Annotated in this window: 25 protein-coding genes, 1 tRNA gene and 1 pseudogene; 8 read left to right on the plus strand and 19 right to left on the minus strand. The window is 64.8% G+C overall.

Annotated features, from left to right (window positions below):
• Positions 1–228 precede the first annotated feature (228 nt).
• From BST40_RS29620 to BST40_RS31920, 6 genes are all read right to left on the minus strand, one after another.
• Positions 229–450 (minus strand): hypothetical protein, encoded by a 222-nt coding sequence (locus BST40_RS29620; RefSeq protein WP_142276785.1) that lies wholly within the window; start codon positions 448–450, stop codon positions 229–231.
• Between the two features lie 214 nt (positions 451–664).
• Positions 665–1789 (minus strand): RDD family protein, encoded by a 1125-nt coding sequence (locus tag BST40_RS22185; protein WP_082275663.1) that lies wholly within the window; start codon positions 1787–1789, stop codon positions 665–667.
• 214 nt (positions 1790–2003) lie between these two features.
• Positions 2004–4502, minus strand: coding sequence for a WD40 repeat domain-containing protein (locus BST40_RS22190; protein ID WP_083155624.1), 2499 nt, complete (start codon positions 4500–4502; stop codon positions 2004–2006).
• 5 nt (positions 4503–4507) lie between these two features.
• A complete protein-coding gene (locus BST40_RS22195) occupies positions 4508–6826 on the minus strand; it encodes a WD40 repeat domain-containing protein (RefSeq protein ID WP_075549514.1) in 2319 nt (772 codons plus the stop codon).
• A gap of 1350 nt (positions 6827–8176) precedes the next feature.
• Positions 8177–8299, minus strand: coding sequence for a hypothetical protein (locus BST40_RS32620; protein ID WP_255246028.1), 123 nt, complete (start codon positions 8297–8299; stop codon positions 8177–8179).
• Between the two features lie 75 nt (positions 8300–8374).
• Positions 8375–8755 (minus strand): hypothetical protein, encoded by a 381-nt coding sequence (locus BST40_RS31920; protein ID WP_075549516.1) that lies wholly within the window; start codon positions 8753–8755, stop codon positions 8375–8377.
• Here BST40_RS31920 and BST40_RS31925 point away from each other — a divergent pair.
• Positions 8660–8890 carry an IS1096 element passenger TnpR family protein gene (locus tag BST40_RS31925; RefSeq protein ID WP_241780355.1) on the plus strand — a complete coding sequence of 77 codons (231 nt, stop codon included), beginning with the start codon at positions 8660–8662 and terminating at the stop codon, positions 8888–8890. The genes BST40_RS31920 and BST40_RS31925 overlap by 96 nt on opposite strands.
• 232 nt (positions 8891–9122) lie before the next feature.
• Here BST40_RS31925 and BST40_RS22215 read toward each other — a convergent pair whose 3' ends face one another.
• Together BST40_RS22215 and BST40_RS22220 are read right to left on the minus strand one after the other, a co-directional pair.
• Positions 9123–9533, minus strand: a complete 411-nt coding sequence (locus tag BST40_RS22215) for a PIN domain-containing protein (protein WP_075549517.1) — start codon at positions 9531–9533, stop codon at positions 9123–9125.
• Position 9534: 1 nt separating this feature from the next.
• Positions 9535–9783, minus strand: coding sequence for an AbrB/MazE/SpoVT family DNA-binding domain-containing protein (locus tag BST40_RS22220; protein WP_075549518.1), 249 nt, complete (start codon positions 9781–9783; stop codon positions 9535–9537).
• Between the two features lie 184 nt (positions 9784–9967).
• Between BST40_RS22220 and BST40_RS33360 the strand changes: the two genes are divergently transcribed.
• Positions 9968–10432, plus strand: a complete 465-nt coding sequence (locus tag BST40_RS33360) for a hypothetical protein (RefSeq protein WP_131808369.1) — start codon at positions 9968–9970, stop codon at positions 10430–10432.
• On the opposite strand, the gene BST40_RS22230 is transcribed toward BST40_RS33360, so the two are convergent.
• Positions 10390–11124 carry a site-specific integrase gene (locus BST40_RS22230; RefSeq protein ID WP_082275666.1) on the minus strand — a complete coding sequence of 245 codons (735 nt, stop codon included), beginning with the start codon at positions 11122–11124 and terminating at the stop codon, positions 10390–10392. The genes BST40_RS33360 and BST40_RS22230 overlap by 43 nt on opposite strands.
• An 8-nt stretch (positions 11125–11132) precedes the next feature.
• Between BST40_RS22230 and BST40_RS22235 the strand changes: the two are divergent.
• From BST40_RS22235 to BST40_RS22250, 4 genes and pseudogenes are all read left to right on the plus strand, one after another.
• Positions 11133–11792 (plus strand): annotated as a pseudogene (locus tag BST40_RS22235) (transposase); the annotation flags it as partial.
• 368 nt (positions 11793–12160) lie between these two features.
• Positions 12161–12301: a type II toxin -antitoxin system TacA 1-like antitoxin gene (locus BST40_RS33365; RefSeq protein ID WP_479682716.1), complete on the plus strand. Its 141-nt coding sequence runs from the start codon at positions 12161–12163 to the stop codon at positions 12299–12301.
• Between the two features lies 1 nt (position 12302).
• Positions 12303–12818, plus strand: a complete 516-nt coding sequence (locus tag BST40_RS22245) for a GNAT family N-acetyltransferase (RefSeq protein ID WP_075549521.1) — start codon at positions 12303–12305, stop codon at positions 12816–12818.
• A 10-nt stretch (positions 12819–12828) separates the two neighbouring features.
• Positions 12829–13713 carry an HNH endonuclease gene (locus BST40_RS22250; RefSeq protein ID WP_075549522.1) on the plus strand — a complete coding sequence of 295 codons (885 nt, stop codon included), beginning with the start codon at positions 12829–12831 and terminating at the stop codon, positions 13711–13713.
• Between the two features lie 379 nt (positions 13714–14092).
• On the opposite strand, the gene BST40_RS22255 is transcribed toward BST40_RS22250, so the two are convergent.
• The 9 genes from BST40_RS22255 to BST40_RS22295 all read right to left on the minus strand — a co-directional run bounded on the left by BST40_RS22255 (position 14093) and on the right by BST40_RS22295 (position 20903).
• Complete coding sequence (locus BST40_RS22255; RefSeq protein ID WP_075549523.1) at positions 14093–14320, minus strand: hypothetical protein; 228 nt, start codon at positions 14318–14320, stop codon at positions 14093–14095.
• Positions 14321–14941: 621 nt separating this feature from the next.
• Positions 14942–16408 carry a phage major capsid protein gene (locus BST40_RS22260; RefSeq protein ID WP_075549524.1) on the minus strand — a complete coding sequence of 489 codons (1467 nt, stop codon included), beginning with the start codon at positions 16406–16408 and terminating at the stop codon, positions 14942–14944.
• Between the two features lie 4 nt (positions 16409–16412).
• The gene (locus BST40_RS22265; protein ID WP_075549525.1) at positions 16413–16943 is read right to left on the minus strand and encodes an HK97 family phage prohead protease; all 531 of its coding nucleotides are present in this window, start codon (positions 16941–16943) and stop codon (positions 16413–16415) included.
• 462 nt (positions 16944–17405) lie between these two features.
• Positions 17406–17624, minus strand: coding sequence for a hypothetical protein (locus BST40_RS22270; protein WP_131808370.1), 219 nt, complete (start codon positions 17622–17624; stop codon positions 17406–17408).
• Entirely contained in the window at positions 17624–17914 is a 291-nt protein-coding gene (locus tag BST40_RS22275) for a hypothetical protein (RefSeq protein ID WP_075549527.1), read from the minus strand. The genes BST40_RS22270 and BST40_RS22275 overlap by 1 nt, the downstream gene beginning before the upstream one ends.
• 226 nt (positions 17915–18140) lie before the next feature.
• Entirely contained in the window at positions 18141–18542 is a 402-nt protein-coding gene (locus BST40_RS22280) for a hypothetical protein (protein WP_075549528.1), read from the minus strand.
• The gene (locus BST40_RS22285) at positions 18539–20293 is read right to left on the minus strand and encodes a DUF3631 domain-containing protein (protein WP_089025265.1); all 1755 of its coding nucleotides are present in this window, start codon (positions 20291–20293) and stop codon (positions 18539–18541) included. The genes BST40_RS22280 and BST40_RS22285 overlap by 4 nt, the downstream gene beginning before the upstream one ends.
• A complete protein-coding gene (locus BST40_RS22290) occupies positions 20293–20712 on the minus strand; it encodes a DUF2742 domain-containing protein (RefSeq protein WP_075549529.1) in 420 nt (139 codons plus the stop codon). The genes BST40_RS22285 and BST40_RS22290 overlap by 1 nt, the downstream gene beginning before the upstream one ends.
• Entirely contained in the window at positions 20709–20903 is a 195-nt protein-coding gene (locus BST40_RS22295; protein WP_075549530.1) for a helix-turn-helix transcriptional regulator, read from the minus strand. The genes BST40_RS22290 and BST40_RS22295 overlap by 4 nt, the downstream gene beginning before the upstream one ends.
• A 129-nt stretch (positions 20904–21032) precedes the next feature.
• Between BST40_RS22295 and BST40_RS22300 the strand changes: the two genes are divergently transcribed.
• Together BST40_RS22300 and BST40_RS22305 are read left to right on the plus strand one after the other, a co-directional pair.
• Complete coding sequence (locus BST40_RS22300; RefSeq protein WP_131808371.1) at positions 21033–21620, plus strand: DUF6214 family protein; 588 nt, start codon at positions 21033–21035, stop codon at positions 21618–21620.
• 2 nt (positions 21621–21622) lie between these two features.
• Positions 21623–22816, plus strand: a complete 1194-nt coding sequence (locus BST40_RS22305) for a tyrosine-type recombinase/integrase (protein ID WP_075549532.1) — start codon at positions 21623–21625, stop codon at positions 22814–22816.
• A gap of 119 nt (positions 22817–22935) precedes the next feature.
• On the opposite strand, the gene BST40_RS22310 is transcribed toward BST40_RS22305, so the two are convergent.
• A tRNA-Pro gene (locus BST40_RS22310) sits at positions 22936–23009 on the minus strand.
• Positions 23010–23100: the final 91 nt, after the last annotated feature.

Genomic DNA, 23100 nt, shown 5'->3' on the forward strand with positions numbered 1-23100 from the left:
ACACATCAGGACGAGACAGCAGCCCATATCGCCAGCTCAGAACACTAATCCCCAGTCAGAACCCGTCGTAACTTCGGATTAGAGCCGCAGCCTGACGGCACACTTCGAGGCATCCAGACCGACACCGCTATGAGCGACGAATGCGGCAATCGCGGATATGTGTATCGAACCCCGCTGTTGGTGACACGCAAAGGCGATGTGCCCACGGCAGTGGTCCTCGCCGATCCATCACTGTTCGAGCTGCCATCCGAGCCACCCAGCACCAGCCCCCACCCGTAGAAAATTGATCGGACCAACCCGATCGAGTCGATCATCGCGACGCCGGCGGGTCACCAAAGGCCCGGGCTCCCCCGCGGCCGGGATGGCGTTCAAACTCATCGGGTCCGCCTCACGCCGATATGTGTTGGCGCCGAAGACCATTCGTTGCTTCTCGTCGTAGGTAGCGGTCATGAGGCGCTCCTCGTGTGCGGTTGAAGGCGTGTCGGGGATACAGATTGGAACCCATGGCGAGACTGATCGCCCTTGTGCTTCCGGAGTCCGGCCGCCCGCTTCGACCCGGCGGGCGGAAATGAGAGCGTGTCACGCCGATCCGCAGATCTTGCCTATTGCGCACGGCAGAAGTGACGCATCAGATTTCGCCGACGCCGGTCACCGGTCACCGGGGTCAATACTTGACCACGTGGGTTCCGCCGGCGAACTCGTCATGTTTGCCTTGTTTGGTGGGACTCGACTGGATGGTCGCCGCGATCACGATGCCGCAGACGAGCACGAGCACTTCGCCCATGAAGGGGATGATCGCGAGCAGTGTGAAGAGGTTACGGACGGCGGACTGCCGCACGGTCGGTTTCTCGGCGCCGGCCGGTCCGCGCACCCGCATACCCAGCAGCTTCTTGCCCAGGGTCCAGCCCTGACTCACCTCGAACGCCACGAAGTAGCTGAAGGCAAGCAACCCGGAAAACAAGCCGGGGAATAAGCCGGTAGCCCCGATGTGAGTTTCCGCCAGCACGGCCAGCGGCACCGCGACAATGACGACCAGCAGGCCGTCGATCAGCCGGGCGAGAAACCGCAAACCCAACGGACCGGGCTGCACACCGGACGGCAGCGGCCCGGGTGACGGCTGAGCACCAGAACGGCGTCGGTCGACGACCGCAATTACGGACAGCAACGTCGTGATTCCACCGGCGAGTGCGAACAGAGCGCCAGTACCGAGAAAGGTGAGCGGGGTCGCCATATCGGTTCCATTACCGACAGACAAGACCCCAAGTACGCAGCCGGCTAACCCGACGATGATTACCGCTGCCGCTTCGATAACGCTGAACATCGGGTGACTTGCGGGTCTTGTCAGCGAAAGGATGCCCAGCACCAACGCCCCGACACAGAGCGTCAGGATTGCCAGAAAGTAAGTGCGCCAGATGGTGTCGGCCCCCGCGGTGGCATATTCGTTCCAATGTGTAGGGCCTTCGGGTAAGGACGCCGAAGCAATGGACCCGAATAAGAGCGCCAGCAAGATCAGCGAGATTCCCCTGGTGACCGTCAGGCCGGAAGCTTCTCCACCTCGAGGGGTTCGATCGGATCTATCGGGTGGACGGTTTTCCACGACCATCATCGCGGCCATCGCGGCCTGATCCCGGGACGCAGGGGTGTATGGCGATGCGTCCCACACCGCGCCGTCCCAGTACCGGCGCCGGCTGGTGTCTACCGGATCCGGGTACCAACCCGGCGGCAACGGCGGCCCGGGGGGCGATCCGCCGAGTTCCGGGTACCACCAGGGTGATTGCGGTTTTTTCATCAGCGCCTTCTCCTGCGGGTCGAGGCATCAACTGTCGAGCCTGGGTGCGCGACGCGTCACCGATTTGTTCGGTAGGCAAAAGCTCACAGGTGCAGCGGTGCGTAAGTTGGCCGCTGCGTTCGGAATTGGGCGCGCCACCGCGTATCACTACCTCTCGGGGGAAGCTCTCTCCGATTTCTGCCGCAAATGTTGAGGCCGGTCGGCTCCTTGGGCGCTAGGGGACGGGCAGGTTCGGGCAGAGCCTGATGTAGGCGATGTCGGCGGACACCCAGTCGTGCCACTGTTTGTGGCTCATATTCGCGACGAGCTTGTCGCACAACAGATCAGGCCAGGCCGCGGGCCCCGGCCATAACCGCAGTGTCTTGTCGAGGCCGCCGGAGACGATGCGCCGCCCGTCGGAGCTGAACGCCACACTGAACACCGTGCCGGTGTGGCCGCTCAGTGCTGGTCCGATCTGCTCGCCGGTGCCCGCGTCCCACAACCGCACCGTGCCGTCGGCGATGCTGCCGCCGGAGACGATGCGCCGCCCATCGGGGCTGAACGCCACACTGGTCACCGAGTCGGTGTGGCCGGTCAGCGGGTCACCGATCGGCGCACCGGTGGCGGCGTCCCACAACCGCAGTGTGGTGTCGGTGCTGCCGGAGACGATGCGCTGCCCGTCGGGGCTGAACGCCACACTGGTCACCGGGTCGGTGTGACCGGTCAGCGGGGCGCCGATCGGCGCACCGGTGGCAGCGTCCCATAACCGCAGGGTCTTGTCGTAGCTGCCGGAGACGATGCGCTGCCCGTCGGGGCTAAACGCCACACTGGACACCGAGGCGGTGTGGCCGGTCAATGGGGCGCCGATCGGTTGGCCGGTGCCGGCGTCCCACAACCGCAGCGTGTCGTCGGCGCTGCCGGAGACGATGCGCCGCCCGTCGGGACTGAACGCCACACTGGACACCCACAGCGTGTGTCCGGTCAGCGGGGCGCCGATAGGTTGGCCGGTGCCGGCGTCCCACAACCGCACCGTGTCGGCGCTGGCGGAGACGACGCGCCGCCCGTCGGGACTGAACGCCACGCTGGCCACCGAGGCGGTGTTGCCGGTCAGCGGGGCACCGATGGGCTGAGCGGTGGCGGCGTCCCACAGCCGCAGTGTCTTATCGTCGCTGCCGGAGACGATGCGCCGCCCGTCGGGGCTAAACGCCACACTGGCCACCGCGCCGGTGTGGCCGGTCAGCGGGGCGCCGATCTGCTGGCCGGTGCCGGCGTCCCACAACTGCAGCGTGCACTCGACTGGGCCGGGGGGTGTGCGTCGCCCGTCCGGGCTGCCGGAGACGATGCGCCGCCCGTCGGGGCTAAACGCCACACTGGCCACCGGGCCGGTGTGGCCGGTCAGCGGAGCGCCAACCGGCTGACCGGTGCCGGCGTCCCACAACCGCACCGTGCTGTCGGCGCTGCCGGAGACGATGCGCCGCCCGTCGGGGCTAAAGGCCACACTGAACACCGGCCCGGTGTGGCCGGTCAGCGGTTGCCCGACCGGTTGGCCGGTGTCGGCGTCCCACACCTGCACCGTGCCGGGCCCGACGTTGCCGACGGGGCCGCTGCCGGAGACGATGCGCCGCCCGTCGGGGCTGAACGCCACACTGTCCCACGGGCCGCTGTAGCCGGTCAGCAGGGCGCCGATCTGCTGGCCGGTGCCGGCGTCCCACAACCGCACCGTGCCGTCGGCGATGGTGCCGCCGGCGGAGACGATGCGCCGCCCGTCGGGGCTGAAGCCCACACTTTCCACCGGGCCGGTGTGGCCGGTCAGCGGGGCGCCGATAGGCGCACCGGTGGCGGCATCCCACAACCGCAGCGTTTTGTCGTCGCTGCCGGAGACGATGCGCCGCCCGTCGGGGCCGAACGCCACACTGAGCACCGGGGCGGTGTGGCCAGTCAGCGGGGCGCCGACGGGAGTGCCGGTGGCGGCGTCCCACAGCCGCAGCGTGTTATCGGCGCCGCCGGAGACGATGCGGCGGCCGTCGGGGCTGAACGCCACGGTGTTGACGGCGTCGGGCGCCGGGATGATCTTGATCGTGGATTGTCGCTCAACCACCGCGGTGAGCAGCGCGCTGATGTCGGTGCTGGGCGCGATGGCCGGTGCGGCGAGGATCTGCTGGATCCCCCGCATATCGCCTCCGGCGCGAACACCCGCGAGGATGGCCTGTCCCTGCGAGCTCAATTTCAAGGCGATCGCTTCCCTATTCCAGGTGTCCGCCAAGTGTTTGGCGTCGACGGCTCGAATGAACCCGACCACGGCCACGATCGCCCCGACAAGGGCGATCACGACGGTGCCGGCCAGGACGGCGCGCTGGATGCGGACGCGTCTGCGCAGGTCGGCGGCGTGGGCTTCGGCTGTTGTGAGGTTTCGCCGTTCGGCACGTAGCCAGCCGGCCAGCTCATCCCATTGATACAGCGGGCTTTCCGGCGCCACCTGCACGACCACCTGCCCGTCGCGTTCGTCGCGCACCAGCAGCCCCTTGTCCACCAGCGCGTCAATCAGTGGGCGGCTTGCCTCGGGCAGATCGGCCTGGCGCGCCGCCCGCCGCATCGGTTGATCGTCGTCGGGATTGATGGTGACCAACCAGGGAATGAACGCCGAACGCAATAGCTCCAATGCGGTCTGGCGCTGCTGGGGGTCGCGCGGGAGAATCTGCTCGATCTCGTTGTTGACCGCCTCGTTGCCGCTCATGGGACCTACCACTCGTATTCTTTCTTGATCTGAAGTCCGGGGCAGGCTTCGACGTAGTCGATGTCGGGCGACACCCAGGCCTGCCACAGCCTGCGGCTCATGTTGCTGGAGAGCTTGGCGCACAGTCCCGACGTCGCGTCGGGATAGTTGAGCCACAACCGGACGGTCCCGTCCTCACTTCCGGACACGAGGAAGTTTCCGTCCGGGCTGAATGCCACGCTCGTTACGTCCGCGGTGGGGCCCCGAAGCGGAGCGCCGACGGGTTCTCCGGTGGCGACATCCCACAGTCGCACGGTGCGATCCCACATATTGGAAGCGATCCGCTTGCCGTCGGGGCTGAACGCCATGCTCATGTCGGGTTTGAGCAGGCCCGGATCACTCATCACCGTTTTCGCCGTCATCGGCCGGCCGACGGGTTTGCCGGTGGCCGAGTCCCATAACCGAATCCTGTTGCCCCAGACGAGAACCTCGTCGGAGGCGATGCGCGTGCCGTCGGGGCTGAAGGCGACGCTCTCGACGCCTCTGGTCTCCGTGCCGGTGCTCACCATCGGGCTACCGATTTGCCGGCAGGTCGTGACATCCCACAACCGCACACCGTCGAGGCTGCCCGATGCGATGCGCGTGCCGTCCGGGCTGAATGCGACGCTTTTCACATCGGAACTGTGGCCGGTCATAGGGTCTCCGATTTGTCGGCCGGTAGCCACGTCCCACAGCCGGACGGTCTTGTCGTCCCCGGCGGAGACGATCCTGGTGCCGTCCGGGCTAAACGCGACACTTCGCACGTCCCAGTTCTCCACCGGGGCGCCCAAGGGTCGGCCGGTGCTCACGTCCAACACATGGACCTTCCCGTCACCGATCGCGGCGATCCGCTTGCCGTCGCGGCTCAACGCCACGAATTCTCCGTATCCGGTGATCGGGGTGCCGATGGCTTGGCCGGTGGTGGGGTCCCACAGCGCGATGCCGTTACCACCGGAGGCGATCCACCTGCCGTCGGGACTGACCGCCACTTTGACGTTCGCTAGCCAGCCGGGTGGCTGTGGGCTCCAGCCGGGCGGGGTCAGCGACTGGCCCACGAGTGGGCTAGGTTCGGCACTCCACAGTCGGACTGTCCGATCCCCGCCGCCGGAGGCGACTCGTTTGCCGTCGGGACTGAACGCCACGGTCGCGACCGTCCATCGGTGGCCTACCAGTGGCGGGCCGGCGGGCTCTGCGGTGTCGGCATTCCATAGCCGCACAGTCTTGTCCTGACCGCCGGAGACGATCCGCGTGCCGTCGGGGCTGAATGCCAGGCTGTACACGTTCCCCGTGTGGCCGGTCATCGGTGGGCCGACTGCCTGGCTCACGTCGGCGTTCCACAGCTGTATGGTGCCCTCGTCGTTGCCGGAGGCAATCCGGGTGCCATCGGGGCTGAACGTCACGCTGAGCACCGAGCCACCGGTCATCTGCTGACCGACGGGTTGACCGGTGGCCGCATTCCACACCCGCACCGTCTTGTCCCGGCTGCCGGAGACGATCCGGCCACCGTCGGGGCTGAACGCGACTGCGAGGACCGTATCCTGGTGCCCCGCAAGAAAATTACCGACGGTTCGGCCGGTGTTGAGATCCCAGATCTGAATGGTGCCGTCCTTCCTGCCGCAGGCGAGCCGTGCATTGTCCGGGCTGATCGCCATGCTGTACGCGACGCCGATGAGCTTCACTGGGTCGCCGATCGGATGGCCGGTTTCGGCATCCAATACCTGCGCTTTGTCCCGCAAGAGGGCGACGGCCCGCGTGCCGTCCGGGCTGACCACCACGTCTGGGGCACCGCGGAGGTGCTCCCGCTCGCCGACTGGCTGGCCGGTTTCGGCGTTCCAGGCAGCTACCCCCGAGTCATCGCCTGCGATGATGCGCCGCCCGTCGCGGCTGAACGCGACGGCGGTGACGCTATTGGGTGGCTGGAAGGATGTCTCGATGATTTTCAATGCCCGGTAGTTGTCTTCCAGCACGCTGCGTAACGGACCGTCATCAGGGCTTGGCGCAAGTCGCTGCGCCGCGACCAGTCCTTGAAAGGCGGTGATGTCCGTCCCGGGACGGGTACGGGCCAGGATCGCCTGAGCTTCGGCGACCACGCGAAGGCTGGTCGCCTGGCGAAGATTGCGATTCGCCTCTCGCTTTGCGTGAAACGCCATGACGAAGCCGACCACCGCGGCGACCAGGACGATGACGACGGTCACCGCGAGTCCGGCGATGAGCGCGCGCGGGCGCCTAGGCTCAGCGACCGTAGTCGGGTGTTCGGCGGCCTGCCGCTCTTCACCGGTGACCTGGCGTTCGGTCGTGTCTTCCACCGAGATCTCCTTTGCAGTGTCGAAGACATCACCCGGGGCCGGCTCTTGCCCTGTGAACCTCCGGCGCTATCGGCCGGGATCGACAACCGATGCCAACGTCGCGATCCCGACTACTCAGTCTCAGCGGTCGAGAGTTCTCCAAACAGAGCCTTTTGATTCTCCAAACAGAGCCTTTTGACCTCTTATCGGCCCAATTCGGATAGCACCGGCAATGTGCCTCCGTGGTAACGCGTGAGCGCCGGGTGGGCATGCTGAACTTGGCTGGCTCGCAAGGTCGCTGTCAGCGGCCGGCTGCGTCGCCACGTGAGCGGTTCGTCCCCGGCGGCCAGAGTCCCCTAATGCGGCTAAGCGGCGGGCGAATCAGCCGGGTAATACCGAACTGGACCACCATTGCCACAGGGCGTCGACGCCGCGCCCCGGCAGGCTATTGGTCTCGGATCCCCCTTGGGCCAAGGCGATGAGCGGACCGGAGTCGTTCGTCCACAGCAAGGCAGCGACGTCGCCTTCAACGATGCCGCAAGCGATCGAGCCACCGGGCCGGCCGTCCGGTCGAGTCCAAGAGGCCGGCGTGGCGCCCGATCCAGGGCAGTGGGCGGGCCTGAAGTGGTGTGAGTGGTACATGCTCGTGAAGGTTTTCTAGCGCGCTGGTATCGCGGAGCAGTGTGTAGCGCGCGCTTGTTGGGCCGCCCGGCAACGAATTACCGGAACATTCCACCATGGCTATCGCTCCCGGGTCCGCCATCGGCCCGTCCACAGAATGGCACGAACTTTCGCTGTAGCCCGGCGGCAGCCTGTCCATCAGGTCGACGACCGGGTCGGCACCGGCTGCCGGAGGCGCGACGACGGCGGCTGCCGCGCTGGCTGCTGCGCCGGCTACCGCGACGAGCACTGCGCGGTTTGATCTGAATGTAAGCCATTGTCCTGCAGGGAGTTTGGTTAGCGCACTCAACAACGCACCGGACGTTTCGTTCGCAAATCCGTTGGCGCTCAGTCGATGTCTGGTCGGTAAGGCAGCGTCGCGCCGCACCGCCGCACCTCGCCATTGTCGAGGTCGGCTCCGACGGGGGGCTGACGATGCGTGCGCGAACCGCGGCCGCCGCAGATCGTCCGGCATCGCGCAAGACATGTGGACCCGTTGTGGTGGATGCCATCGACGGCGAAGCGCAGTCCTTTTACGAGCACTACCACTTCACTGCGGTCAGGGATCGCGAACGTCGACTGGTAATGAAGGTGTCCACAGCGGCGAAAGCGCTCAGCGAGCGCTGTCATGAGTAAGTGTGGCGCAATTACGCCAACAATGGGGTCGACGCAGCCGTACTTTTCACACCCCGGCCCAGCGAGTGACGGCGCTCAGAGCCCCTTCGCTTCGAGCGCCTTCATCAGCGAGGGGCGCCTGCCGTATTCTTGCCGGACCTTGGCGATGTACGACGCGAAATCAGCGCTGCGACCGCCGGTTTCATACAGCTTCGCCATCGTCGCCAGCTTTGCGGCAATGCCCGGGTAGAGCTTGGTGTTGGGATGCCGCAGGTCGTTCTCGAGCTACGGTCGCTACAGATCCGCGGCGGCTACCGGCCGAGCCTCGGCGCCTTGGGTAGCGAGTTCCTGCCATGCCCATCCGGGACCGTAGCGGTCGGCGGCCTCCCACGCGGCGTCAACGTCTCCCTCACTCAGCGAGAGCCGGACCAGCACCCCACGAGCCAGTTCTCGCGGGTGGTCGAGCGCCCAGGCGCGTTCGGTGTCGGCGCGATGGATCGTGGCGGCAAAGTCCAGCAGCGACCGATAGGCGTGGACCGTAGGTTGCCGGACGAAATCGGCACGCAGACCGGCGATCGCATTCGTCTCGAAGAAGTTCTTCACGACGAGAGTAACTGTCCCGCAGCGGTTGTCGTCGACGGTGACCGCGCCGCGCCGCCTGAAGACTGCGGGCATTTGGTCGACGCCGAAAGCCTCGCCGAGGTGCTCCCTGACCCCGCGCAGGCCGAGCCGGAACGGGTCAACAAGGGGTTCAGCGACTCGCACTTCGTGCCGCATGAGGAAGGCATCGACGTGCGCGTTAAACGCTGACAACCTCACTATGGCTTCCTGCCGGGCACGACGCGGTAGGACTTGAGTTGCCACCCACCGCGCATAATGTGTGGTCCCAAACCGGTCCCCGCCTGGACGAAGTGTCTTGTCCGGCCGCGGACACGTGACCAGCCAACAGAATTCCCGGTGACACGGCATCATGGGTCAGCCTGGATATCCAACCCGGCATCTATCCAGCACTCACGGCAATCGGAGTTCGAGGGTGCATGTCTTAAATCGGCACCAGTCGGGTCGACTGGGCCTGGCCGGCCAATTTCCTATCGAAGGTCCACAATGGTGTCGCGTTCGACAATTCCGCATGCGTGGCCAGGCAGCAATCTTCGAACGACAGCTTCGGATGATCGGTGAAAAACGGCAGTGCGAGCTTGAACAGGACACGGTTGCAATCGATCTGGGTCAACGACATCAGGCCCTCGATCGCCTCGGCTGCCGCGGCACGGCTGAACTCGTAGTGGCGGCACAGAGCGAAGACCACCTCGATGATGGCGAAGTCCGACACGACGAATGGCGCATCGGCACGTTCAAGTAGTGCGACTGCCGCCGCGTGCTGGTCCGGAACATCGTTAAGCAGCAGGCGGAGAACGACATTGGCGTCAAGTGAACCGCCAAATGTGGGCGTCACACTACGACCCGCGCTCGGACTGGTAAAAGTCATCGACATCCAGCAGCGCGGGGGTGCCCGGCTTGATATGGCGACTAACGCGTTCGCTCAACTCGTTGACACTCGGCGGTTTGGTGATGATGAGTTCCCCGGTCTCCTCGTTCAGGTGTGCGCGCAACACTCCGCCCGAATCGGCCAAACCGAGCTTGCGACGAACGGCGACCGGAAGCGTCGTCTGCCCCTTGCGGGTCACGGTAATGGTTATGTCCATAGCTATTACTCTACCGTTCTGCATTACGTACACGCTGAGGTAATGGCTGTCTAGACATCCCAGCTCCGAAGGCAGCTCCGATGGCGTTTGATGCAGTCCCTCTCTGCCAACCTGGGTTGAGGCGCCCGCCCCCTGACTATTAGCTATTAGTGACCCGAGGGCGGGGATGGAGAGACTCCCCGAGATGACAAGCAAGGTAACGACGTTGGTTCCAGCGACCGGGATGGAACATCCTGGTCGGATCGCCGACGATGGAACGCCACGTCCCGATCCCGAGGTGCCCGAACGTGCCCGGCGCCGGACGTTCACTGCGAAGTACAAGCCGGAGGTACTGGCCGCCTACGAGGCGGCACCCGATGGCGAAAAAGGCTCGGCGCTACGCCGCGAGGGGCTGTATTCCAGCCACATCGTGGAGTGGCGACGAGCCCGCGACGCCGGAGCGTTGGCGGGGCTGGCTGCCCCACGCGGACGCAAGCGACGCGACCCGCAGGCCGAGCGGATCGCCGAGCTGGAAGCCGACAAACAGCGACTGGAGCAGGAGCTGGCCAAGTCCCGCTTCGTGGTGGATGTGCAGGCAAAACTACACGCTTATGCGGGTGATCACTGTCAAGTGCCGGCTGGATCGAGCCGGTTGAGCAGTTGGAGGTAGACGGTTCGGCGCGGTTCGTCGCGCTCGGTGGCGTTGGCGAGCTGATTGGTCAGGGTGTGACGGTGCTCCTCGGTGGTGGCGAAGTGAGTACAGGTTTCGCAGATGGTTTCGTAGCGGCAGTCCAGGGCAGCGGGTCGGGTGCAGTGTCCGTTGCCGAGCAGGCGGGTGGTCTCTCCTCGCAGGCGTCGCATGTTGGGGCCTTCGGCTTCGGCGGGCAGGGTGGCTGCTGTTTCGGTGTAGAGGTTTTCGACGTGTGTTGCGACGGCGAAGTATTCGTCGGCGACGGTGCGCTCGGAGATGCGGGCATAGGTCATTGTCATCGACATGGAGGCGTGTCCGAGCAGTGCTGCGATCGCTTCCAGGCTCATCCCGTTGTTGATGGCCTGGGTAGCCAGGGTGTGACGAAGTTGGTGTGGAGTGACGTGGCCGATTCCGGCCCCGCGGGCAGCGGCTTGCACGGCATTGTCGACACGGCGACCGGGGATCGGCCGGCCGCGGTCGGTGAACATCAAACTGCTGCCGGGCTGCGGGGGGTGGGTGGAAAGCCATTGCGCCAGAAGCTCGTCCACGCGGGGGTGCAATGGGATGTAGCGGTCGGTGTGGAGCTTGCCGACCGGAGTGCGAAGCCACCGAGCCTGGCCGATGACAGTGATCGCATCGCGGGTCAGGCCGAGAAATTCACCCTTACGCAGGTGGCCACAAACCGGAACTGGTTGCTTGCCAACCGAATTCGGTCTGGTCGTGGGACATCACCAAGCTGCACGGCCCGGCGAAATGGAACTACTACTATCTGCATGTCATCTTGGATATCTTCTCGCGCTATGTCGTTGGGTGGATGGTGGCCAGCCGCGAATCGGCCGCGCTGGCCGAGGTCCTGATTCGACAGACCTGCGCCAAGCAGGCGATTGAGCGCGACCAGTTGACAATCCACGCCGATCGCGGCAGCTCAATGACATCCAAGCCGGTAGCGTTCCTACTGGCCGACCTCGGCATCACCCAGTCACACAGCCGACCACACGTCAGCAATGACAACCCCTTCAGCGAGGCCCAGTTCAAGACGCTGAAGTACCGACCCGACTTCCCCGGCCGGTTCGACTCGATCGAGGCCGCCCGCACGCACTGCCACATCTTCTTCGGTTGGTATAACGACGAACATCGTCACACCGGACTGGGCCTGCATACCGCCGCTGACATCCACTACGGTCTGGCCGAGACAATCCGTGACAAGCGCGCCACCGTCCTGGCCAGCGCCTACGCCGCACATCCCGAACGATTCGTCCACAAACCACCCGAACCGCCCAAGATCCCCAACACCTCATGGATCAACCGACCCGACCAACCACAGGAGGAAACTCAGTAAATACCGCGCAACGGCACCTCACTCAGGTTGACAGGTTCCGCTGCCGCGCACCAAGCCTGGCCGCAGCGCTGTCACTTTCGCGCGCCACGACGGGGCGTCGTCGTATACCGGTCCGGATGCTCCGGATGCACCTCGATTACAGCGATCCAACGATCTGTCTACGGCTGGACCTACAGTCGAATTGCTCGCGTGTCCTTGACGGAAAGCCGAATGTACTGCCATTGTGAGTACATGACTTCGATGAAGGACGACCGTTTGCAGTTGCGGGTCGACGCCGCCGCCAAACGGCGACTAGAAGAGGCGGCAAGCGAGCCCACCTCAGTGTGACGGCGTTTGTGCTCCAAGCCGCTAGCCGTGCAGCCGACGACGTGCTCGCCGAACGACAAACCATCCACCTCTCCCCCCATGCTGCGGCCGCTTTTGCCGAAGCGCTCAACCGTCCCGCACAGGTCAACGAGAGGCTCGCAGCAGCATTGCAACGGCCGGCGAAGTTCACCTGGCTTGACTGAGGTGCAGTTCCACCGGCCAACATTACTCGACCTGGACAAACACCACCGAAACGAATTCACCTCGGGCGAAACAACATTAGACGAGTGGTTGCGTCGCTACGCCGGCCAGAATCGACGCGGCAACACCGCCGCGGTGTGGGTGATCACCGACGCCAACCACAACGTCGTCTGCTACGCGAGCTTGTCGATGACCTCCGTCGATCGCTCCACCAGTCCCAAAACTCTGAGCAAGGGCGCACCGCGGCAGATTCTCGCGCTGCTGATCGGCCGCCTGGCCACCGCAACCCGCGTGGCCGGACTCGGACTCGGGACCCAGATGGTCAAGCACATCCTCGCCACCGCGGCCGAACTGAATATCAAGGCTGCCTGTCGTGCGGTCGTGGTCACTGCTCTCAACGTCGAGGCGTTCCGCTGGTGGCAACGGTTCGGATTCGAACCACTCGATGCCGACGATCCAGCCAACCTGGACCTCTACCTGCTAACCAAAGACATCGCCGAAACCCTGGCCACCCTGTAAGACTCCAGCCATGGACAGCGCGGTTGAGCTGCATCTTCGCCAACTGATCTTCGAAAGACTCGCCGACATCGTGGCCGAGAACGGCGTAGTCAGTCGGGCCGAACTCGAACGACTTCAAGTCGGAGACCAACACTGGCGAGTCATTGACCGCAGCCGCGGCATCCGGAACCCCAATAAACTCCTAGCCACGTTGTCGGTGATCTCTAACCCAAAAGGACCGTACGCAGATACGCATGTAGGCGACTCGCTCTACGCATACGACTACCGGGCAGGCAGCACCGACGGCGATAACCGGAAGATGCGGCGCGCAATGGAACTCGGCCTGCCAATCATCTTGCTCCGCACCATCCGCCCGGGCATCTTTGTGCCGATATTCCCTGTCTATGTGGTCGCAGACGACACTGACAATCGACGATTCATCCTCGCCCTCGACGAAAGCCTTCGCTTCGTCTCCAACCCGCTGCAACTCAAACCCGCCGAACGCGAATACGCCGAACGAATCGTCAAACAGCGTCTCCATCAACCCGAATTCCGAGGACGCATCCTCCTCGCGTACCAAACACAGTGCACCATCTGCACACTCCGGCACGGCAAGCTCCTCGATGCTGCCCACATCATCGGCGACAACAAACAGCACGGCCTTCCGATAGTCCAGAATGGTCTGAGCCTCTGCAAAATCCACCACGCTGCTTTCGACGCAAACCTGCTCGGCATCTCGCCGGATTACGTCGTCCACATCAACCGCGCCCTCATGGATGAAATCGATGGGCCGATGCTCCGGCACGGCCTCCAAGAAATGGACGGCCGACTCCTCACCTTGCCAGCGCGAGCGTCCGACCGGCCCGGAGCCGATCGGCTGGCCGAACGATTCGACGAATTCCGCGCCGCTGGCTGACAGACCAGCGAACAACAATCCCCTACTTGCCAGCGGTCTAGTTGGGTAGCGCAGAGTTGATGGCGACCTGGTGCTTTCCACCGCGGAGTTGGCCGTTGCGCGGGCTCGACAACCCATTTTGGTCCCAAATCGACCCCAAATCGCCCCACGCATGGATGACTGGAGGTTTGCAGAAAAGAGCATAATTGCAAGTAAACCGATGTTTCAATGTTGTCGGGCTGACAGGATTTGAACCTGCGACCACTTGACCCCCAGACTCAAAATCTGTGTTTGCTGGCGTTCGCTAACGTCCGCTATCGCAGGTCAACGCCGCTTGTCGGTACAGGCGCGGACAGCCACGAACACCCGAGAACCAGACGCCGTTGCGCTACCCGTTGCGCTACCCCGTGCCCGGTGGCCGGGCCGGTGTCGCCGTCATCTGCTGAATCACGGCCAGCCGTGCCCGATTCGTCGGCAGATACGCAAGCTGCGCCGACACGAACTCCGACTGCGCCACCTCGTCGCTCGATGCCGGCCAGTCCGCCCGCCGGAACGCGCGCAGGCGCTCAGGCCAAGAATCGTCCGGCGGCCAGCTCGGGCCTGCGTCGATCTCGCCACGCAAACGCACCCTTAAACACCCCGAATCGCGGTCACAGAGCCCGTTTTCGGGCCATTCCAGCGCCGTTTAGCCGCCTTCCGCTGATGCCCAGACGGCCTACCGCTGCCCGCAGCGTCTGGCATAGACACCCCCAGCGATACCGCCAGCCGATCCGCCAGCTTCTGATGCTCCCGCAACGCACCCAGCAACGGATGCACCCGCGGCTGACCCGCAGACCCCGAAACGGTGAGCGGCTGACCAGTAAGTTCAGCCTCAATACCGTCGATCCGGTCCACACAGCGACACAACTCCGCAAGCACCGTTGACTCAACCGGATCGAGTTCGAACGACTCATGCACCGCACGCCACAGTGCCCGACCGCGGGCCTGTAGTCCCGCTGGGCAACGCGGAAACGTCGTCATAGAACACATCCTCCCAAAAAAACAGATCGAGCATCAGGTTGCGAAACTCCATCACCCGTGGCGGTCTTGGTACGACGGTGGGTACAACGATGCCGACCCACCCCCCTGGGTCCGCGCGGGCGTGCCGGTCAACGCCTCCCCAGGAACTCCGGCCCGCCCGCGCGGTTTCCCCTGACGTGGCCGGTCGACGGGGAAGGAGGACCCACACCTGGGCCACGTCAGGGAAGACTTAGGCCGTGGTGCTCACGCGCAGGACACGGAAGGCGTTGTCTACCAACACTCCTGAGCCGACCCTCAGCCACAACCATGCGCCACGTTCACCCCTTGGCCGGCGGTTGGCTCCAACCAGATGCGGTATCAGCTCAAGGGACGACCCGGTGCGCAGAGTGATTGCGAACTGACTGAAGTCCCCATACAGCAACACATGGTTGCTCTCGGTGGCTGCCGCGTTGATGGTGCCGTCCATGTTCGAGTTTTCGTAAACGTTGCGGCCCAACAACATTGGCGGATTAGCCGCCAGCTCGGGGAACTTCAACGCACCGTTGGTTGTCTCGAATTGGCGGATTAAGTTCAGTATGGCCAGATTGGCGGTCCATGATGCTCGCGGCTGGAACCGTGGCGGCAGCGCATTCTGAACCTTGTAGATGTCGCTTGCGGCAAGGACTTCGGAGCCGTCACCGCTGACCACCGACGCCGGGACATCGGCCAGCGTGGAGACGATGCCGCTGGGCTGGCTGATTCCGCTACCCGTAGTGAAGGCCGTGGCAAGCAACTGGTCGGCGCCGTCCTGCAACAGCCGCCCTAGTTCCTGCATGAGCGTGGTTGCATCCCCTTGCAGCTCAACGGAAAACGGCACGAAGACGCTCGCTTTGTAGGACGGGATGGCGGGCTGCGTCAGGGTCGGGCTGGCGTCGGCGGCCTCCGAGGCTTCCGGAAGCCATTCCGCCGTAACACCTTCCGATGTGACGCCGTGCCAGGTATCGGAAACCGTTGTTATGACACGGGATATCCGCATTAACGGGTTATTGGAGCCGTCGCTACTGAGCAGCACGGATGCGTCCAACTCGAAGGGCACCAAAAATCCGCCGCCGACGTCGGTCAGCGACATCGCCCGTTGTTCGTGTTGCAGTGCGGTCACCCGCTGCCAGCTCTCCTGTTCCCTGGCATCCCATTGCAGGTGTCCGCGGGTGGGGTCGGCCAGCATCTTGCAGAACGCGTTGCGGTAATGCTGCGAGCCCGTTTCAGTGACCCAGCGGGCCGCCCAGGAGCGCGCCGGGGCCGGACCGGACCCAACCAGCCGCTCGACCACCTCAGCGCCGCCAGCGGTCAGCAGGCCGTCTTTGTGGCTGCGGTCCACGGTGCGTAAGGCGGTGTCCCGCTGGCGGTCGACGGGCGGCCGGTCCTCGTCCCCGTAGTGCGACGGCGCGGCGTATCCGGGTAGCGGCGTGCCGTCGATGCGGCGCATGCCGCCAGGCCCTTCGAGGGCGAACCCAGGATCGCCGTCACGGAGCCGACGCACCATGTCCCCGGCCTCGGCGGCCCGCTGCGCCTGACGCTGCCGCAGCAGCTCGGCGCGGCGGGTCAACGCTTGGAAGCGCTCGGCGGCCGGGCCGGCCAAGTCGCCATCGGTGGAGTCGAGCAACCCTTGCGCCTCAGCGCGGCACTGCTCCACGGTCATATCTTGAATTTCAGTCATTGGTCTACCAATCGAGAAGGGATAGCCGGGCTTCGGCTATCGAACGGGGAATGACAAGAGATTGCGCTCGCACACCAGCGATTTCCGCACCGGGATAGGCCGGGATACCGGTCAAGCTGACCTCGAGCAACGCGGCTTCGACCCGGACCACCACGTCGCCTTCGCGGCGATCCCGGATAGGCCGGAACCCCACCGAGAAGGAGTCGACGACACCGGCGTTGACGTTGGCCAGGGCCTCGTCTCCGTCGCGGGTGTTGGCGATCTCGAACGCCGCGAACAGGCCGAACCGTTCCTCGCGGAGTTCCACAGCCCGACCAACCGGATAGCGAGTCCTCGCGTCGTGGGACACCAGCAGCTTCAGCTTGTGGCCCCGCTCGGTGATGCTGCGCTGGAAGGCGCCGGGTGCGAACCGCTCCCGGTATTCTCCATCGAAGTCACGGACGGTGATTTCCTCGCCGTAAGGGACAACGGTCCCGAAGACCTGACGGCCCGAACCTGGTTTCAGTTCAGCATTGCGAAAGAGGATGTTATTCAACGGCGTTCACCTTGGCAGACGTGCGGAATCGCTTTGTCGTCGTGCATGGTGACCCGTGTCCGGGCTGGCCGCCCTCTGGCGGCTCCCGGCGCTCCGAGATACCGAGCTGCACCAATTCTAGCAGCGGACAACCATATTCCGAAGCTATCCAGCGAACGGATCATCATCGTCGCCGGAATCGACTGGAAGCGACGCCAACCGGGCTTCGGCCGCCGGATGAAAAGGGTGGTGAAAACCTCGCGGACCTCGCGGACCTCGCGGACCTCGCGGATTCCGAGGAAACAAGTGGCTCCTGCACCTCGTCGCGATTCTTCCCGCGCTGAAACCGAACTCGCGCGCGAATTGCAAGACCGGCCGCTACCAGGACCACCCATGGTCAACCTCCTGATTTTTGGATCGGCTTTTCTGACTGCACACACAGAGGGACACCGTGGCGGTGTCCCGTGGAGCAGAATCCCAGAGTCACGATTCACCCCCGGTGGTCACGGCGGTCACGGTCGGCATGGTCAACAACACGCCCAACAAGGTGATCACTTCGACCAGCTCGTCTCGCGTGAGGGCGGCGGTCCAGTGCTGGGCGGCGACTGCGTAGTTGTCGCTCATGTGGCGCGCTGCGGTGACGACGCCGCGCACCGCGTCAATCGTCGCGCTGTCGATCGGGAGATCGATCTGGTCGCGCATCAGCGTGTCCATTCATCTGGGACGGTGTCGGGCGTCGGCTGGTCGTTGACAAGCCCGAATTGCATGGGGCGGTCGTTGTTGAGGGTGTCGGCGTGCACCATCGCGAGTCGTCGGCCGCCCCAGCGGAACTCGATCAGGCCATCGTCACCGGGGTGCATGCGGATGCCTGGGCAGTTGTTGTCCCGGCAATAGGTGACGCGGGCGGCGTAGTCCTCCGGAGTCAGGGCGGACATAGCGTGTTCGAGGACTGCGCGGACGCGCTGGGCGTACTGGTCGTCGGTGATGGTCATGACGGTCTCCTCTCTTTGGTTTTGGCTTGCCGGCGGTGTCCCCGGCCGCGAATGTCTATCGCCCCAGTCCGCCACAGACGCCACAGCGCGCGTTCGACTAATTCCGGCGGTGCGCCGGTGTATTGGCTGACTACGCCGACGATGGTCGGCCAGGGTTCCCATGTTCCCGTCGCGAGCAGGGTCAACACGGCCTCGCGGATGCGGGAGCGGGCCACGACGCCGGTGTTCATGCGCGCGGCTCTAACTCGGCTCGTGCATCGTTTAATTGGCGTTGCAGCAGCGGACAGCCGATGTCGGCGTTGTCGGGGTGCAACACACGGCTCAGCGCGCGATGCACGGCCGGTGCGCGTTGTGGTCCGACCGCGCGGAACAGATGGTGTGCCCAGGTGTCAGTTCCGCTCGCGTGGGCGTCCGATGGCCTGGTGACGCTATGGCCGTGCCCGACCAGCTCGACCGCCAACACCGCAGTCCAGTCGGGGTCGATGTACCAGCAGCGGGCCTGCGCACTCCATGAGCGGGCGTAGCGGGGCACGGTCGCCTTTATCAGCGCCACCACTGCGCGGTCGTAGCGGAAACGGACGCTGGCGCGGCAGCCACCGGCCGCGAGGGCGATCACGACGGCGGTCATGCGGCACCGCCCGAGTTAGCTGCGCGAGTCAAATGGCAGCGCTCGCAGTGGCCGCGAGCCACCGACGCCGGCGCGTACATGTCCTGCCCACATCGGGAGCACGGCGACGTGACCAGAGATGGTCCGTATCTGTGACCCGCATGACCCGCAGACCCGCGGAGATACCCCGCAGGCGGGTCTGACCCGCGCTCTGGCCCGCGCTCTGACCCGCGCCCGTCTATGTCGTCTGAGCTGCGGTGATGATGCTCGGTGCGGGTCTGCGGGTCATGCGGGTCAGATATCCGGGCCGTCTCTGGTGGCGCGATGGTCCACCGGGTCACCTTCGCGGTGCATCGCGTGCACACACCCCGGATGCGGGCTGAACGCATGTGCTCCGGGATAGGGTCGCGGCACTCGCGGCAATGCCCATCCATACCGTTGCTGCACATCCCATCACTGTGCGCGACATCCGCGACAACCGCGACATCTTCGAATAACTGCTGTTCAGGGGATGTTTCGGGTGTCGCGGACGTGTCGCGGATGTCGCGCTCACGGTTTATCCGCGACACATCCGCGACGGATTGACCTGCAATGTCGCCCTTGTCGCGCTTGTCGCGCATACCGGCGTGAGACAAGTACCGGTGCCAGGCTTGGCCGAGCCCATCGTCCTCGGCCACGGTGTAGCCCTTGGCGTTGCGCGTGCCGATGCGGACCTCTTTTGACCGCACCCCGTAGCGCTTCAATTCCGTTGCTAGACGACGTTGGTCGAGGGGCTTACCCCACAGGTCGCACCACTCCGATTCGGTGTCGCGGGTCAACTCGGCCACTATGTCGGCAGAGAACATCCGGTCCAGTTCACCGAAGACCGTCTTGATGTCTCTCAGCAGCCGGATACCAAGCGACAGCCTGTCCTCGGCCCCACTGTCGAGCACGAAGAATCTGCACGCCTCCCGCGCACGTTGGGACCAGTTCCCACCCGCCAGCTCTGCGATGGCAAGCAGCGCTTCCCAGACCTCAGCGGGGCGGTCGCGCACACCATCGGGCATCATCGGCCGCGCGGCCGACAGGATGTCCAGATTGCTGGTCGCCCATTGCTCCAGCCGCACCTTGAGCGCTGCGGCCTCGATAGCGGCGTCGCGTTCGCGGAACTCGGCGACATGCTCTTCGGGTGCCCGTCGCCTCATGTGCAGGGTGACGGCCCGGTCGGTGATAGTGGCCGGCATCTTGCCCGCCAACCCCGCCAGGGCCACCGGGGCGAACACCGGGAACTCCACCACCCGCATGTTCTTGGAGTCGCCTTCGCACCGGTCAACGGTGGCGCCGCGCTTGTATCCGGCGTTGAACAGCGCACGCAGGTCCTCGGCCTGTGGGTTGTTCGTCCGGCCGAACACCGCGTCCGCTTCGTCCTGCAGTACCGTCGGTGGCTGCTCGCCAGCGGCCGCGATGCGTCGATACAACGCGGCGGTGGTGGTCGACAGCGTGAGCTTGGCGTTGCGGCACAGCAGCGCAAGCACTTCCAGCACCCTCGTCTTGCCGCTGCCCGGCTCGGGTGAGTCGAGGACCAGCCGCGGCGTCACGTAAAACGCATTCACCGCCCATGTGTGCACAATCCACAACACGACGACCACCAGATGGTGCGCCGTCGGGAATGCCAGGAATTGCCCGGCGAAGCGGTGCACATCAGCGAGCAGCTCGGTGTCGCGAATCGGCTCACCGTCACGGTCTATCCACTCCGCGTCGGGATAGTCAGTGCCATAGGGGATGTCGGGCATCACGACACCCCCTGACGCGGGATGTGGGCGCCGTCACTGATGGCCCGCTGGCGCTGGCGGATATCCCGGCTGGCCTCAGCCCAATTGAGGGCACCCGAGACGGCGCGACCGGCGTCGGCCATAGTGGTCTGGCATGTTTCCAGCCGCAGCGCCCAGTGTTGAGCGCCGTCGTAGACGGCTGCCTTTTTGCGCGGGTCGTCGGGGTCGAGCGAGCACCATTCTGGACTGCCGAGCAGCGGCCAGGCGCCGACTGATTGGAGCAGCGGCAAGACGTACTGCCGCACCGACCACCAGGCCGTCTGCTGCGCGGCTACAATCTTCGTATCGACTTGCCCAGTCGTAGGTGCCGGTTCCCCTTGTGGGGCCGGCACTTCACTTGAGGGCGGTCCCGCTCCCCTCGCGCTAGTTACGCGGCTCATGCGGTAGCGGCCTCGCTGAGCTTGTCCACATATGCCGCAAGCGATTCCGCGGTGATGAACCCGCGGCGGCCAATGTTCACCTTGACGAGCTTGCGACTTTTGACCAGTTCGTAGACGGTCGTGCGGCTGACGCCACCGAGCTTTGTGCATACGGCTGGCACTGGTACGAGCAGCGGCCCCTGTTCAGCCATTTCGATACTCCCTGCCTTTGTTAGCGAGTGACCGCCTGCGTTTAAGCGGTCGTGGACAGCATCCCAAACAGATGCCATACTGTCCTCGTCAGCGGCTAGGTTTTAGATGACTAGGCTAGGAGGCATCCGGTGCCAGAGCTAGAGGAAGTTCCTTTGTTCGGCGGCCACGGCAGGGCCTTCTATGACGAGGGCGCGATGACCACCGTCGGCGACCGGCAAGTCCCACAGCAGATTTACGTAGAGGTACGCGGCGGTACGTCTGAACCCGACCTTGGCCTGAAAATCGAAGTACGCCAAGGTGTTCCGGTGTATACCGAATTGGTATTACGTGCACGGCCCGACGGCCCCGAGATACGAGACAAAGACCTCAGCTATGTGTACTTGAGCGACTGGCTTGAGGAAATCGTCGCCGCCTGCACATGGGCACAGGACCAGACAGGGCACTGGATGGTCCAGACCATCGGCGGAGAGAAAGGCAAAGGCGAGCGGGCCGCTGCTGTCGCCAATGTGAGGCGCGTCCGAACCGGCCGCTCCCGGATGTCACAGGAGCAATTGCAGAAGGTTGCCGAGGTCTACCGCGAACACATCGACACTCGACCCACCCAAGCCGTCGCGGCAGCGTTCGGCAAGTCCGACAGGATGGCGGCCCGCTACGTCGACCTGGCGCGCAAGGCGGGCCTACTACCCCCCACCAGCCCCGGCAAAAAGAAGGCATGACGATGGCACGAAACGCGAACGGCGAAGGCAGCATCTACCCGTGGAAAAAGAACGGCAAGCCTGCCGGATACAAGGGTGCTCTGTCGTACAGAGACGAGAACGGGCAGACGAAACGCTATGTCGCGTATGGCCGTACGCGGAAAATCGTCAAGGACAAGCTGGACAAGGCGCGGGAACGGCTGGACGCTGGCGCCCCGGTGCGCGACTCCAAGCAAACCATTGGTGAGTGGTTGGCGTACTGGCGGGCAACGGGCCTAGCCGCGTCCGACCGCAAGGAATCGACCCGCGAGCTGTACGCGCGCCTGTCCCAGAAGCACCTAGAAGCAGCACCATTCGGCGCTATCCGACTCGACCAGCTCAAGGCCAGCCATATCGACGCGATGGTGTTGGCGATGAAAGCTGAGACTAAGCCCGCCGCGACTGAGGGCGGCGAACCGCGACGGGCGTTCGCCGACTCGACTGTCCGGCAGGTGTACACGGTGTTGCGGGCCGGGCTTGACGGTGCGGTGCGTGACGGGTTGATAGCGCGCAATCCCGCGACACTGGTCGCGCGCCCAGGGGTCGAGCGCCACGAGGCTAGGCACTTGGCCGCGGGCGATGTCGCCGCAGTGCTCAAGGCCGCTGAGGGGTCGCGCTACTACGCGGCGCTGGCGCTCATCGCGGCCACCGGCTTGCGTCGTGGCGAGGCGTTGGCGCTGTCGTGGGACCGCGGCGTCGTGAACCTTGACGAAGGCTGGTTGAAGGTCCGCAAGACGCTCGGCCGGGTCGGCAAACGGCTGGACAGCTCCGAACCGAAAACGGAGCGCTCGCGGCGCACAGTGCCGCTCTCCCCCGCCCTGGTGGCGATGCTGCGGAAACACAAGGCCGCCCAGGCCGCCGAGAAGCTGCGGGCGGGGAACCAATGGCGGGACAGCGGCCTGGTGTTCACCAATGAGTTCGGCGGGCCGGTCGAACCCCGGAACCTGCTGCGGGTCGTCGAGGCTGCGGCTAAGGCTGCCGGCGTCGAGGGTGTCGGGGTGCATACCCTGCGTCACAGCGTTGCGGTTGCATGGCTTGAGTGCGGCGTTCACATCAGGGCTGTAGCCGACCTGCTCGGCCATTCCTCCATCGCAATCACAGGCGACATATACGGGCACACGTCCGAGCAAGCGGCCCGTAGTGCAGTCGACGGTTGGAGCGGAGCGCTCGGGCTGTGAACACTCTTTCGAGCCCGTTGCGCTACCCGTTGCGCTACTGGTCCCCAAATGGTCCCCAGCGGCCCGCGTCGCGTTCTGTCGACCGCGGCATCGCAGCAGGTCACCGCACTTTCCTCTTGTCGGGCTGACAGGATTTGAACCTGCGACCACTTGACCCCCAGTCAAGTGCGCTACCAAACTGCGCCACAGCCCGCTGCCGCCGAAACGACGCGGCGGCAGGTCGAAAGCCTACCGCAAACGATCCCCAAAACCAGCCACCCCCTTAGGCCCCCAGCGACCCGGCC

The sequence above is a fragment of the Mycobacterium persicum genome (genome assembly GCF_002086675.1).
GTDB classification, from domain to species: Bacteria; Actinomycetota; Actinomycetes; order Mycobacteriales; family Mycobacteriaceae; genus Mycobacterium; species Mycobacterium persicum.